This window comes from Kitasatospora sp. NPDC086009 (assembly GCF_044540385.1).
Taxonomy (GTDB): Bacteria; Actinomycetota; Actinomycetes; order Streptomycetales; family Streptomycetaceae; genus Kitasatospora.
Map to the genome: position 1 here is coordinate 332,896 of NZ_JBITSA010000002.1, position 12,914 is coordinate 345,809.

Below are 12,914 nucleotides of genomic sequence, written 5' to 3' on the forward strand. Positions count from 1 at the left end.
TGGCCGAGGCAACTCCCGTTCGCAGAAGTGAAGTTACTTTCGGTTTCCGGACGGGCTCAACGCGTAGCGGGTCACTTCACTCGTAAGGGTGATCTGGGCGTGGTTTCGAATATGTGCGAGCCGGCCGATGTGTGCGGTGCCCCCGCGTGGCCGAGCGGCCACGGCGCCCGCACGGCCCGTGTCCCGGCCCGCGACCGCGCCCGCGGGCGCCCCGAGCGCTCCGAACGAGCCCCCCGGCGGCGCCCCGGCGGCCGCTCGAACGCCCGGAACCGCAGGTTGACGCCGGGCCGCGGACCCCCGGGCCGGGCCCCGGGCGGCCCGGGCGCCCCCGCGCGCACGGTAGTCTCGACAGGTGCCGAAACTGTCCGACGTCATCACCGCGCTCGAAGAGATCTATCCGCCGCAGTGGGCGGAGTCCTGGGACGCCGTCGGCCTGGTCTGCGGAGACCCTCGGGCCGAGGTCCGCCGCGTGCTCTTCGCCGTCGACCCCGTGCAGACGGTGGTCGACGAGGCCGTCGAGTGGGGCGCCGACCTCGTGGTCACGCACCATCCCCTCTACCTGCGCGGCACCACCGGCGTCGCGGCCACCACGCCCAAGGGCCGGGTGGTGCACACGCTGATCCGCGCCGGCATCGCCCTGCACGTGGCGCACACCAACGCCGATCACGCCGACCCGGGCGTCTCGGACGCGCTGGCCGAGGCCGTCGGCCTGCGCGTCACCGGCCCGCTGGTGCCGGACCCGACGGACCCGCTGGGCCGGCGCGGCAGCGGGCGGATCGGCCTGCTGGAGCCGCCGCTGACCCTCGCCGCGTTCGCCGCCAAGGTCGCCGGGGGCCTGCCGGCCACCGCCGCCGGCGTCCGCGTCGCCGGTGACCCGGACCGCCTGATCGGCCGGGTCGCGGTGTGCGGCGGCGCCGGCGACAGCTTCCTCGCGCAGGCGCGCGAGGCCGGTGTCGACGCGTACGTCACCGCCGACCTGCGCCACCACCCGGCGTCCGAGGCCGCCGAGGCGGCGCCGGTCGCACTGGTCGACGCCGCGCACTGGGCCACCGAGTGGCCCTGGCTCACCCTGGCCGAGCGGGCGCTGCACGGCGCCGCCGAGCAGCGGGGCTGGGCCGTGGAGACGAAGGTCTCCCACCGGGTCACCGACCCGTGGACCGCGCACGCCCCCATGTCCTTCACCGCCTGACCCGATTCACAGGAGCTCTCCGCTTGAACGCCGCGCCCGCCGACCAGATCCGCCTGCTCGACCTCCAGGCCATCGACTCGAAGCTCGACCAGCTGGCCCACCGGCGTCGCAGCCTGCCCGAGCACGCCGAGATCGACAAGGCCACCGCCGACCACACCGCGCTCAAGGACCTCGTGGTGGCCGCCCAGGCCCAGCAGGGCGACACCACCCGCGAGCTGACCAAGGCCGAGCAGGACGTCGAGCAGGTCCGCAGCCGCTCCGCCCGCAACCAGCAGCGCCTGGACTCCGGCGCGATCACCTCGCCGAAGGACCTGGAGAACCTCCAGCACGAGATCGGCTCGCTCGCCAAGCGCCAGGGGGACCTGGAGGACGTCGTCCTGGAGATCATGGAGCGCCTGGAGTCCGCCCAGACCCGGGTCACCGAGCTGACCGCGCGCCTGGAGCACTCCACCGTCGTGCTGACCGAGGCCGAGGCCCGCCGGGACGCCGCCTTCGCCGAGATCGACGCCGAGGCCGACAAGGTCAAGCGCGACCGCGAGGCCGTCGTCGCCGTCGTTCCGGCCGACCTGCTGAAGCTCTACACCCGGCTGCGCGAGCAGCAGGGCGGCGTCGGCGCGGCCCGTCTCTACCAGCGCCGCTGCGAGGGCTGCCGGGTCGAGTTCGCCGTCTCCGACCTGAACGCCATCAAGGCCGAGCCCAAGGACGCGGTCGTCCGCTGCGACAACTGCGGCCGCATCCTGGTGCGCACCGCCGATTCGGGCATCTGAGCCGATGGCGGGGCGCAGGTTCGTCGTCGAGGCCGACGGAGGCTCCCGGGGCAACCCGGGGCCGGCCGGCTACGGCGCGGTGGTCCGGGACGGCGACACCGGCCTGATCATCGCCGAGGCTGCCGAGTTCATCGGCCACGCGACCAACAACGTGGCCGAGTACAAGGGCCTGATCGCCGGTCTGAAGGCGGCCCGGGAGCTGGACCCGGACGCCTCGGTGGACGTCCGGATGGACTCCAAGCTGGTGGTCGAGCAGATGTCCGGGCGCTGGAAGATCAAGCACCCCGACATGCAGCCGCTCGCCGCCGAGGCCCGGGCGGTGCTGCCGCGCGGCCAGGTCAAGTACACCTGGATCCCGCGCGAGCGGAACAAGGACGCCGACCGGCTGGCCAACGAGGCGATGGACGCGGGCAAGGCCGGCCGGCAGTGGGAGCCCAGGGCGGCCGGCGCCGAGCGGCCCGCCGTCGCCGACGAGCCCCCGCTGGAGACCGCCGCGCCCAAGGCCGGCTGGGCGGCCGCCGCCGACCTCGGCACGCCGACCACCTTCGTCCTGCTCCGCCACGGCGAGACCCACCTCACTCCGGAGAAGCGCTTCTCCGGCAGCGGCGGCAGCGATCCGGAGCTCTCCGAGAAGGGCCGCTGGCAGGCCGAGCGGGCGGCCGAGGCGCTGGCCTCCCGCGGTTCGGTCCAGGCCGTGGTCAGCTCGCCGATGCTCCGTACCCGGCAGACCGCCGAGACCGTCGCCGCCCGCCTCGGCCTGGAGGTCCGCTACGAGGACGGCCTGCGCGAGGTGGACTTCGGCGCCTGGGAGGGGCTGACCTTCGCCGAGGTGCAGGAACGCCACCCGGAGGACCTCAACGCCTGGCTCGGCTCGGCGAAGGCCAAGCCGACCGGCGGCGGCGAGAGCTTCACCGCGCTCACCCACCGGATCGGCGTCGCCCGGGACAAGATCCTGGCCCGCCACCACGGCCGGACCGTCCTGGTGGTGTCGCACGTCAGCCCGATCAAGACCCTGGTGCGGCTGGCGCTCGGCGCCCCGCCGGACTCGCTCTACCGGATGGAGCTGTCCGCCGCCTCGCTCTGCGCCGTCCAGTACTACGCGGACGGCAACGCCTCGGTGCGGCTGCTCAACGACACCGGGCACCTGCGCTGACGCCCCGGCGGCGGGCCCACCGGGGCCCGCCGCCGGCGCCGTTCGGCGCGGCTCAGTGCACCTCGGTGACCACCACGTCCAGCTGCCAGGGCTTGCGGGCGGTGCCCTCGGCCGCGACCTCCACCCGGTGCCCCAGTCCGAGCAGCGCGTCCACCAGTTCGCCGGGCGTCTTCGGCTCGGCCCCCGCCACCAGCAGGTCACGGACCAGCCGGCCCTTGGTGGCCTTGTTGAAGTGGCTCACCACCGAGCGCTTGCCGTCGCGCTCCTGGAGCACCCGCACGGTGGCCGTCCGGGTCACCAGCTCACCGGCCGGCTTCCAGGCCGCCGCGTACGCGGAACTGCGCAGGTCCAGCACCAGGCCGTCGGCCACCTCCGGCAGCACGGACGCCGTCGCGGCGCGCCAGTACGGGCCGAGGGCGCCCGGGCCGGGCAGCTTCACACCCATCGAGCAGCGGTAGGGCGGGATCCGGTCCCCGATCCGGACGGCGCCCCAGAGGCCGGAGAAGACCAGCAGCGAGCGCGCGGCCCGGTCGTACGCGGCCTCGTCCAGGGTGGCCAGACCGAGGTTGTCGAAGAGCACGCCGGTGTACACCTCGCCGGCGGGCCGCGCACCGGCCGTCGGCAGCCCCGCGTTCCGGGCCACCTCGCCGCGCAGCCCGGGGCTCAGGCCGAGCACCCCGGCGGCGGCCTCCTCGTCCCCCCGGCAGAGGCCGACCAGGGCCTCCAGCACCCGCGCTCGCGCCGCCGTCAGCCCGGGCAGCGACAGCGCGTCGAGCGCCACCGGAACGCCGTCCCCGGACGCGGCCTTGCCCTCCGAGGGCGGCAACAGCACCAGCACAGCGGACTCCTCAACATTTTGTGGCGGGCGAACCCCGCCACCCTACGCAAGCCGGCCCGGCCGCGGGTAACCCCGCTACCGCCCGGGCCGCGGGGCCGCCGCCGCGACCAGCGCCGCCCCGGCGCCGAGCGCCAGGCAGAGCGGCGAGTAGTAGCGCGCGTTCAGCCGCCTGAAGCGCTCCGTCCGTTCGTTCAGCACGCCGAAGACCAGCGGCCCGGCCGCCCCGCGCGCCAGCAGGACCCCCGCGACCGTCCGGACGCCGGCCCGGCGCACCCCGCGCGGCCCGACCGCCGGCAGCGCCCCGGCCTCCGCGCCGACCAGGTAGGCCGCCGTGCCCAGCAGCCCCGCCACCGCCAGACAGGCCGCCGCCGGCGGTACGCCCTCGCCGGTGCCGATCACGGTGTCCGCGAACTCCTGCCGCGACCGCGCCGGCCACGGCGTCACCGTCCAGAGCGCGTGCAGCGCCCCCGTCACCGCCAGCCCCCCGGCCACCGCCGCCCCCGTCACCCGTACCGCGTCCATCCGCCGGGCCCCCTTCCGCGTCCGATCGATGAGGCCACCCTACGAGCGCTTACGGAGAACCCGTTGGGCCGCCGCCCGGCCGCGGCATACGGTGGCACCGAAGGAGAGTGACGAGATGACCATGCGCCCCCTGGACCTGGTGCCCGGCGACGACGACGCGGTGGAGGAGTCCCTGCCGGTCCGGCTGCCCGCGGACCTGCCGCCGCGGACCCGGCAGGCCCTGGAGTTCGCGCTCCGGGCGGCGGCCCAGGCGGTGCTGGCCGGCCGGGTGCGGGTGACCGGGGCGTCCGGCCCGGACCGCGCGGAGCTGGCCTTCGACGTGCGGCAGTCCGAGCTGCCCGAGGCGCTGGCCGAGCGGCCGGCCGCCGGCCGGGAGGAGCGCCGGGCCGCCATGGTCGCCCGGATCCGCGCGGCCAACGCGGAGACGCTTGAGCGGCTGAAGGACCTGTGACCGGGCAGCGGCCCGGCGACGACGTCGAGTACCTCGACCTGGCGGACATCAGCTACCTCGCCGGCGGCCCGGAGAACATCCGCGACGAGGGCGCGCTGCTCTCGGCGCTCGGCCGCCCGCGGGCGACCGTGTTCGGCGCGGACGCCTACCCCGACCTCTGGACCAAGGCGGCCGCGCTCGGCCAGAGCCTCGCCCGCAACCACCCGCTGATCGACCGGAACAAGCGCACCGCCTTCGAGGCGATGCTGCTCTTCCTCGACTACAACGCCGAGCCCTACACCGACCCGCACCCGGACGACGCCGTCGCCTTCGTGCTCCGCCTGGCCACCGGCGGCTACGACGACGCGGTGGCCCTCGCCGCCAAGGACCTCAGGGCCCTGCTCGGCCGCTGAGCGGGGGCGGGCCCGGCGACCCGGGCGCGGACGTCGGCGCGCCCTGCCGCCGACGTCCGCCCGGAATCACCCGATTCGCCCTACGCTGCCTGCATGCCACGCCGAAAACTGCGCGTCAAAGCCGCCGACTCGGCCCGGATCAACGCCGAACTGGCCGAGCTGCGCGCCCGCCTGGAGATCCGTACCGAGTGGCCGGAGGCCGTGCTCGCGGAGGCCGAGCGGGCCGCCGAGTCGCCGCGGCTGCCGGAGTACGACGCGACCGACCTCCCGCTCTTCACCGTCGACCCGCCCGGCTCCCGCGACCTCGACCAGGCCATGCACCTGGCCCACCGGCCCGGCGGCGGCTACCGGGTGCACTACGCGATCGCCGACGTCGCCGCCTTCGTCCGCCCCGGCGGCGCGATCGACGCCGAGGCCCGCCGCCGCGTCCAGACCCTCTACTTCCCCGACCATCGCGTCCCGCTGCACCCGGCCCGGCTCAGCGAGGACGCCGCCAGCCTGCTGCCCGGCGAGACCCGCCCGGCCCTGCTCTGGCAGCTCGACCTGGACACCGACGGCGCCGTCGTCCTCGCCGACCTGCGCCGCGCGCTGGTCCGCTCGCACCGCCGGCTCGACTACGACGACGTCCAGCGGGCCGTGGACGCCGGCGGCGCCGACGAGCAGCTCGCCCTGCTCGCCGCCGTCGGCCGGCTCCGCGAGGAGCAGGAGCGGGCGCGCGGCGGGATCAGCCTGCCCGTCCCCGAGCAGGAGATCGAGGAAACCCTGCACGGGTACGTCCTCGGCTACCGCGCGCTCGGTCCCGCCGACGGCTGGAACGCCCAGATCTCCCTGCTCACCGGGACCGCCGCGGCGGACCTGATGTTGGACGCCGGCGTCGGCCTGCTGCGCACCCTGCCCGCCGCGCCCGCCGCCGCGTACGAGCGGCTGCGCCGCACCGCCCGCGCGCTCGACATCACCTGGCCGGACGACCTCCCCTACCCGGACCTCGTCCGCTCGCTCGACCCCGGGGCCCCGCTGCACGCGGCCTTCCTCAACGAGTGCACCGGACTGCTGCGCGGGGCCGGCTACCGGGCCTTCGACGAGGCCCGGGGCCTGCCCGCCCCGGCCGACCCGGTGCACGCCGCGCTGGCCGCCCCGTACGCGCACTGCACCGCGCCGCTGCGCCGGCTCGGCGACCGCTTCGCCCAGGAGGTCTGCGCCGCCGTGGCCGCCGGCGAGGAGGTCCCGGACTGGGTCCGGGAGGCACTGCCCGGCGTCCCCGCCCTGATGGCGGCCGGGGACCGCCGCTCGGCCGAGGTCGAACGGGCCTGCGTGGACCTGGTCGAGGCGGAGCTGCTGGCCGGCCGGGAGGGCGAGGACTTCCCCGCGGTGGTCATCGACGTGGACGAGCAGCGGCCCGCGCGCGGCACCGTCCAGCTGCGCGAACCCGCCGTCCGGGCGCGCTGCGAGGCGGCGGGCGGGGCGGTGCTCCCGCTCGGCGGCCGGATCGTCGCCCGCCTGACGCAGGCCGACCCGGCCACCCGCACCGTCCGCTTCGCCGCGCTCTGAGGCGTTCTGACGCGCGTTCCGACGCCCCCCGCGCCGGCCCCCCGCGCCGGCCCCCCGCGCCCGGGCCTCCGCCCGGACCGCCCGGACCGCCCGGACCGCCCGGCCCGTCCGGGGCCGCGCCACCCGGACGGGCCGATCCACCGCCGCCCCGGGGCGCCCGGGTGGGAGGATCGACCCGTGGCCGAACCGACCTCCCTCCCCGCGCCGTCCGCCGACCCGGGCCGGCGCCGCAGGCTGCTGATCCTCGGGATCTGCTGCCTGAGCCTGTTCATCGTCGGGCTCGACAACACCGTGGTGAACATCGCCCTCCCGGCGATCCAGCAGGACTTCGACGCCCCGGCCTCCGGCCTGCAGTGGATCATCGATGCCTACACCCTGGTGCTGGCCTCGCTGCTGATGCTGTTCGGCTCGGTGGCCGACCGCTTCGGCCGCCGCCGGGTGTTCCAGACCGGTCTGCTGCTCTTCGTGCTCGGCTCGCTGCTCTGCAGCCTGGCACCCAGCCTGGAGTGGCTGGTGGTGTTCCGGGCGGTGCAGGCCGTCGGCGGCTCGATGCTGAACCCGGTGGCGATGTCGATCATCACCAACACCTTCACCGAACCGCGCGAGCGGGCCCGGGCGATCGGCGTCTGGGGCGGGGTGGTCGGCATCTCGATGGCGCTCGGCCCGCTGCTCGGCGGGTTCCTGGTGGACATCGCCGGCTGGCCGGCGATCTTCCTGATCAACGTCCCGGTCGGGCTGGTCGCCTGCCTGCTGACCGCCCGTTACGTCCCCGAGTCGCGCTCGCCCCGGCCCCGCCGGCTGGACCCGGTCGGCCAGGTGCTGATGGTGGTGCTGCTCGGCTGCGGCACCGCCGCGATCATCGAGGGCCCCGAGCACGGCTGGACGTCCCCGCTGATCCTCGGGCTCGGCGCGGCCGCGCTGGCCGCGCTGGTGGCCTTCCCGTTCTGGGAGCTGCGGGTGACCGAGCCGCTGGTCGACCCGCGGTTCTTCCGCAGTGCGCCGTTCACCGGAGCCACCGTCACCGCGGTCTGCGCCTTCGCCGCGCTCGGCGGCTTCCTCTTCCTCAACACCCTGTACCTGCAGAACGTCCGGCACTACAGCCCGGTCGAGGCGGGCCTGTGGACGCTGCCGATGGCCGGGATGATGCTGGTCTGCGCGCCGCTCTCGGGCCGGATCGTCGGCGGCCGGGGGCCGCGCGGCCCGCTGGTCGCGGCGGGTCTCGGCCTCGCCGCCAGCGGGCTGCTGCTCACCCGGCTCACCGCCGACTCCCCGCCGGGCCTGCTGCTGGCCGCCTACGCGCTGTTCGGCTTCGGCTTCGGCATGGTCAACGCGCCGATCACCAATGCCGCCGTCTCCGGGATGCCGCGCGCCCAGGCGGGGGTGGCGGCGGCGGTCGCCTCGACCAGCCGGCAGGTCGGTCAGTCGCTCGGTGTCGCCGTGATCGGCACGGTGGTCACCTCGGCCGTCGTGGGCCCGGTCGCCACCGGCTTCGCCCCGGCCAGCCACGCCGGCTGGTGGATCGTGACCGGGCTGGGCCTCGCGATCCTCCTCCTCGGGCTGGTCACCACCACGGCCTGGGCCACCGGCACCGCCACCCGGGTGGCCGCCCGCCTCGGCGGCGACCCGCCCCTCGTCCGGGCCGGGGTACGGGACGCCCCGCCCGAGCGGTTACGATGACCACTACGGCGGAAGAGCCGGCCGGGCGGTCGCGACGGGTCCTCAGGGCCCGCCGAGGAACGTCCGGGCTCCACAGAGCAGGGTGGTGGGTAACGCCCACCCGGGGTGACCCGCGGGACAGTGCCACAGAAAACAGACCGCCCACCGCTTCGGCGGCGGGTAAGGGTGAAACGGTGGTGTAAGAGACCACCAGCGACCGGGGTGACTCGGCCGGCTCGGTAAACCCCACCTGGAGCAAGGTCAAGATCGGTGCCCCCGGGCACCGTGCGCGGATGTTCGAGGGCTGCTCGCCCGAGTCCGCGGGTAGACCGCACGAGGCTGTCGGCAACGGCAGTCCTAGATGGATGACCGCCTCCCCGGGCCGCGCGAGCAGCCCAGGAGACAGAACCCGGCGTACAGGCCGACTCTTCCGCCCCTCTCCGCTCCTGCCCGCCCCGGCACGGGCGCGGGCAGCGCCCGCCCGTGCCGGGAGCGACCGGTCCGTGCGCCGCTCAGGCCGGGTGGGCCCCGACCGCGTCGCGGATCTGTTCGCCCAGGCCGCCGTTGACCCGGGCGCAGTGCGCGCAGCAGAAGAACCGGCCGGCGACCTCGACGCCGTGGCCGACGATCCGGACCTGGCAGTGCTCACAGCGCGGGGCGAGCTTCTCCATCGCGCACTCGAAGCTGTCGAAGGTGTACACGTCGCCGGTGATCGTCTTGATCTCGAAGGACAGCCAGTAGTCGTTGGAGCAGACGTCGCAGACCGCCATGGGGCCGTCTCCCTTCCTGTCGGGGGGCTGACCGACCTGGCGGGCGCTCAGCCCTCCCAGTCTCGGAGCCCCCGGGGGGAGCGGCCACTCGGCGCACCCGGTCAGGCGGACCGGGCGGACAGCTCCTCCAGGGCGCGCACCGCGCGGTCGGCGTCGTCGGCGCCGACGAACAGGTGGTCGTGGTGGAAGCCGGCCACCACGTTGCAGCTGATCCCCTCCTCGGCGAGCCGCACCGCCACGGCGGCGGTCAGGCCGACGGCCTCCAGCGCCGAGTGGATGTGCAGGGTGATCCAGGCCGCCACGTACTCGTAACGCAGGCCGAGCGCGTCGGCCTCCTCCTGCGCGACCACCACCGTCACCCCCTCGGGTTCGGCGACCGTCACCACCGGCCGCATCCCGGCGGGCACCTTCGCGGGCAGCGTGCAGTACACGTAGCGCCCCGGGTTGAGCCGCGGGCGCATGCCGCGCAGCAGGGTCGCAAGATCTCGTTCTCCGGCCATGCCCGCCACCGTAACGGCTGGGGGGCGGGCACCGGCCCGCCGTCGCGGCGTGTCGGTGCCCGGGCCCGGCCCCCGGTCAGCCCTGCGTCTTGTGGCGCCGGCTCTTGAGCATCAGGGCGCGCGAGAACTGGTCGTCCGCCGTGGTGGTCCGCTTGGGGAAGTTGGCGTTCATCAGCTTCTGGTAGGCGTCGGGCCGGAACTCGGCCATCAGCAGCCAGCCGCTGCGGACGTAGTCGGTGGGCGCGCTGTTCCCGGCGCCGTCGGTGCCGTCGATCTTGCCCGCGTAGTGGTGCGGCGGCTTGCTCATCACGTCCACGAAGGTGTTCGCGAGCGGGGCCAGCATGGCCGGGGTGATCTTGTAGCGGCCGGACAGGTAGGCCCGGTACAGGCCCGCGCAGTCCAGGCTGCCGTGGTTGTTGTCCTCCTTGCCGTTGGTCGCCGGAGCGTACCCCCAGTCGTAGGCGGGCCTGCCGGCGTGGTCGGTGTAGGTGCGCACCGAGGAGAAGAACCAGTCGACGCTGCTCTGCACCAGGGCGTCGTACCGCTTGACCCGCTTCGGGTCGTCGCCGAGGAGCTGGTGGGCGATCGCCAGGTTCTGGAAGGCGTAGTCGAACATCATCTGCTGGTTCCACGGCACCGGCTGGCCGCCCTTGTAGGGCGAGTCCGCGGCGAAGTACTGGCGGTTGCCCTTGGAGACGTCCAGCAGCCGGGCGAGGATGTGCCGGTCGACGGCGGTGTCCGCCTCGGCGACGAACCGCTTGGCCCGGTCGAGGTAGGTGGCGCCGTACCCGTGCGGGTCGCCGGTGGTCACCGGCGTCTGCCAGAGCGCCGGCGTCCGCAGGATCAGCCGGGCGCAGTTGGCGAGGTGGCCCACCGGGTCGCCCTGCTCGCCGCCGGTGCCGACGGGCTTGGTGGTGACGTCGTTGGGCCAGGCGGGGTCGACCTTGCCGGTCCAGAGCACGTGCTGCCCGACCGGGCGCTTGGCCAGGTCGTTGCGCTCGGAGAGGACGGCGTCGCAGAAGACGATCATCCGGTCGAGGATCGCGCGGTCGGCGGAGACCTCGTACACCAGGCCCATCGCCTTGGTGTCCTCGCCGCTGTGGCCCTGGGCCCACTGGTTGCCGATGTTGTCGGCGGCCGGCGTGAGCGTCTTGATGTACGCGGTGAAGGACTTGATCTCGTCCGGGGTGACGGGGCCGTCCAGGCTGCTGAACGTCAGGGCCGGGCGGGCCTTGCCGACCGCCGCGACGGAGGCGGTCGCCCCCGTCCCCTCCGTCCCGGACGCCACGCCGGCGACCGCGATCACGCCGGCGCTGAGACAGGCCAGCGTCGTGCTTCCGAGCAGGACCTTCACGGGTTTCTTCGGCGCCATGCGCGGACCTCCTGGGCATCGGTCAGCCGTCTGACCGGGGTGAGCCGTCGTCCGGCCCCGCGCGCCCACGGCGAGCGGGGCCGAACCGGCCGGCCCGGAGGGCCGACACCACGGTTGACGGCCCCCGCACCGGCCCGGGTTCACCACCGGCGGGCCGCCCGCGACCGGCACCGGCCGCCCCGACTCCCGTGACAGTGCCGTCCGTTCACCGGCCCGTTCACCGGCCCGGTCCGGCCCGGCCCCACGGTGACCGGTCGGCAGCGCGCCGGGGGACGCCCCGGCGGCGGTGGCCCGTCCCCGCCGGCCGCACACGCGGGTGGCCCAGTCGTCAACGATTGACGAGCGACAGTCAGCGATATATCGTCGAGCTATTGAGACAGTGACGTGAACACTGTCCGGTCCACCAGGAGGTGAGCGCGATGCGCTCCGGAACGCGATACGGGAAAGAGGGTCCGCGCGGCGGTCGGCGCCGCGGGCGGGGCCCGGAGTTCGGGGAGTTCCCCGGTGAGGGCGGAGAGGGCCGTGGGGCGTTCGGCGCGTTCGGGCCGCCGTTCGGCGGCGGTCCCGGGCGGCCGCCGGGCGGGCCGTTCGGCCACGGCTTCGGCGGGCACGGCGGGCGCGGGCACGGTCCGCGCGGCCGGCGCGGCGGGCGGGCCCGGCGCGGGGACGTGCGGGCCTCGCTGCTCGCGCTGCTCAAGGAACGGCCGATGCACGGCTACGAGATGATCGCGGAGATCGCCGAGCGGACGGGCGGGGCCTGGCGGCCGAGCCCGGGCTCGATCTACCCCAACCTCCAACTGCTGGAGGAGGAGGGCCTGATCACCGCCGAGGAGGTGGGCGGCAAGCGACTGGTCTCGCTGACCGAGTCCGGCCGGGCCGAGGCCGAGGCCGGGCCCGCCGAGCCGTGGGCGGAGGCCGGCCGGGAGGTCGACTGGGAGGCCGTCCACGAGGTGGGCCAGGCGCTCGGTGCGGTCGACCAGGCGATCCGGCAGGTGATGGCGACGGGGACGGAGGCGCAGCGCGCCAAGGGCCTCGCGGTGCTCAACGAGGCCCGCAAGAAGCTCTACCTGATCCTCGCCGAGGATGCCTGACCGCCCGAGGGGGGCGGGGACGGCGGACGGTGCCGCCGCTCAGCCGCGGACGGCGAACAGTGCCACGCAGGCGAGCAGCAGCACCGTCCAGCCGAACCAGAGCCAGGCGTTCGGCCCGAGCGCCGCGCTGTAGAGGCTGACCACCACCAGCAGGGCGGCGGTGACCACCGCGACCTGCCGGTTGTGCTGCGTCACGGCCTGCGGCCGGCGCCGGGTGCGGGTCCGTACGGTCTTCGCCATCGCCGTCCTCCCGGGGGGGAGCGGCCGTCACCCGGAGGTGCGGGCGGTGGCCGTCTCGTCGTACTCGTAGCGCCAGAACCAGCGGAGGCCCCGCTGCTCCTTGACCCGGACGTACACCAGTGTGCGCGCGGGAGTCTCCCCGTGCGCGGGGACCGGCACCTTGTAGGTCTTGGGCACGCCGTACATCGGCCCCAACGGGATCGGGAGGATCCGGCCGTCCAGGGGGCCGCCGACGAATTCGGTGTCCGCGCTCTTCACCCCACCAGGGTCTCACCCCGCCGCGGCGGACCGGCGGCCGACCGGTGGCCGACCGCGGGCGGGGCGGTACGGCGGCGCGGGGAGGCACTGTGAGGGCCGGGTGCCGGGAGTGTGACCGGAGAGGCACCGCCCCCGGTCATCCGAAGGGCCCGCGCACCCTTATCCTT

General features: G+C 75.2%; 15 protein-coding genes and 1 other RNA gene. 9 read left to right on the top strand and 7 right to left on the bottom strand.

What is annotated here, in order from left to right:
• Positions 1-352 precede the first annotated feature (352 nt).
• From ACIF6L_RS07170 to ACIF6L_RS07180, 3 genes are read left to right on the top strand one after another with little or no spacing between them, the layout of a single operon-like run.
• Complete coding sequence (locus ACIF6L_RS07170) at positions 353-1,189, top strand: Nif3-like dinuclear metal center hexameric protein (RefSeq protein ID WP_396486943.1); 837 nt, start codon at positions 353-355, stop codon at positions 1,187-1,189.
• A 23-nt stretch (positions 1,190-1,212) separates the two neighbouring features.
• Complete coding sequence (locus ACIF6L_RS07175) at positions 1,213-1,956, top strand: C4-type zinc ribbon domain-containing protein (protein ID WP_329487403.1); 744 nt, start codon at positions 1,213-1,215, stop codon at positions 1,954-1,956.
• A 4-nt stretch (positions 1,957-1,960) separates the two neighbouring features.
• Positions 1,961-3,109 (top strand): bifunctional RNase H/acid phosphatase, encoded by a 1,149-nt coding sequence (locus ACIF6L_RS07180; protein WP_329487402.1) that lies wholly within the window; start codon positions 1,961-1,963, stop codon positions 3,107-3,109.
• A gap of 52 nt (positions 3,110-3,161) precedes the next feature.
• On the opposite strand, the gene yaaA is transcribed toward ACIF6L_RS07180, so the two are convergent.
• Together yaaA and ACIF6L_RS07190 are read right to left on the bottom strand one after the other, a co-directional pair.
• Complete coding sequence (gene yaaA / locus ACIF6L_RS07185; RefSeq protein WP_352286912.1) at positions 3,162-3,947, bottom strand: peroxide stress protein YaaA; 786 nt, start codon at positions 3,945-3,947, stop codon at positions 3,162-3,164.
• A 75-nt stretch (positions 3,948-4,022) separates the two neighbouring features.
• The gene (locus ACIF6L_RS07190) at positions 4,023-4,469 is read right to left on the bottom strand and encodes a DUF3995 domain-containing protein (RefSeq protein WP_359840151.1); all 447 of its coding nucleotides are present in this window, start codon (positions 4,467-4,469) and stop codon (positions 4,023-4,025) included.
• A gap of 115 nt (positions 4,470-4,584) precedes the next feature.
• Between ACIF6L_RS07190 and ACIF6L_RS07195 the strand changes: the two genes are divergently transcribed.
• From ACIF6L_RS07195 to rnpB, 5 genes are all read left to right on the top strand, one after another.
• Positions 4,585-4,920 (top strand): hypothetical protein, encoded by a 336-nt coding sequence (locus tag ACIF6L_RS07195; protein ID WP_352286915.1) that lies wholly within the window; start codon positions 4,585-4,587, stop codon positions 4,918-4,920.
• On the top strand, positions 4,917-5,312 hold the full coding sequence (locus ACIF6L_RS07200; protein ID WP_396486942.1) for a type II toxin-antitoxin system death-on-curing family toxin: 396 nt from the start codon (positions 4,917-4,919) through the stop codon (positions 5,310-5,312). Before ACIF6L_RS07195 ends, ACIF6L_RS07200 begins: the two co-directional genes overlap by 4 nt.
• Before the next feature lie 93 nt (positions 5,313-5,405).
• Positions 5,406-6,860 (top strand): RNB domain-containing ribonuclease, encoded by a 1,455-nt coding sequence (locus ACIF6L_RS07205; protein WP_380391607.1) that lies wholly within the window; start codon positions 5,406-5,408, stop codon positions 6,858-6,860.
• A gap of 177 nt (positions 6,861-7,037) precedes the next feature.
• Positions 7,038-8,537 carry a DHA2 family efflux MFS transporter permease subunit gene (locus ACIF6L_RS07210; RefSeq protein ID WP_329487398.1) on the top strand — a complete coding sequence of 500 codons (1,500 nt, stop codon included), beginning with the start codon at positions 7,038-7,040 and terminating at the stop codon, positions 8,535-8,537.
• Between the two features lie 13 nt (positions 8,538-8,550).
• Positions 8,551-8,949, top strand: an RNA gene (gene rnpB / locus ACIF6L_RS07215) — RNase P RNA component class A.
• Positions 8,950-9,028: 79 nt separating this feature from the next.
• Here the strand turns inward: rnpB and ACIF6L_RS07220 are convergent.
• From ACIF6L_RS07220 to ACIF6L_RS07230, 3 genes are all read right to left on the bottom strand, one after another.
• A complete protein-coding gene (locus ACIF6L_RS07220) occupies positions 9,029-9,286 on the bottom strand; it encodes a Prokaryotic metallothionein (RefSeq protein WP_329487397.1) in 258 nt (85 codons plus the stop codon).
• 101 nt (positions 9,287-9,387) lie between these two features.
• The gene (locus ACIF6L_RS07225) at positions 9,388-9,786 is read right to left on the bottom strand and encodes an ACT domain-containing protein (protein ID WP_329487396.1); all 399 of its coding nucleotides are present in this window, start codon (positions 9,784-9,786) and stop codon (positions 9,388-9,390) included.
• Positions 9,787-9,862: 76 nt separating this feature from the next.
• Positions 9,863-11,158 carry a hypothetical protein gene (locus ACIF6L_RS07230; RefSeq protein WP_359802802.1) on the bottom strand — a complete coding sequence of 432 codons (1,296 nt, stop codon included), beginning with the start codon at positions 11,156-11,158 and terminating at the stop codon, positions 9,863-9,865.
• Between the two features lie 419 nt (positions 11,159-11,577).
• On the opposite strand from ACIF6L_RS07230, the gene ACIF6L_RS07235 reads away from it, so the two are divergent.
• Positions 11,578-12,249, top strand: coding sequence for a PadR family transcriptional regulator (locus tag ACIF6L_RS07235; RefSeq protein WP_396486941.1), 672 nt, complete (start codon positions 11,578-11,580; stop codon positions 12,247-12,249).
• Between the two features lie 39 nt (positions 12,250-12,288).
• On the opposite strand, the gene ACIF6L_RS07240 is transcribed toward ACIF6L_RS07235, so the two are convergent.
• Entirely contained in the window at positions 12,289-12,489 is a 201-nt protein-coding gene (locus tag ACIF6L_RS07240) for a hypothetical protein (RefSeq protein WP_329487393.1), read from the bottom strand.
• A gap of 27 nt (positions 12,490-12,516) precedes the next feature.
• On the bottom strand, positions 12,517-12,747 hold the full coding sequence (locus ACIF6L_RS07245; protein ID WP_329487392.1) for a hypothetical protein: 231 nt from the start codon (positions 12,745-12,747) through the stop codon (positions 12,517-12,519).
• Positions 12,748-12,914 lie beyond the last annotated feature (167 nt).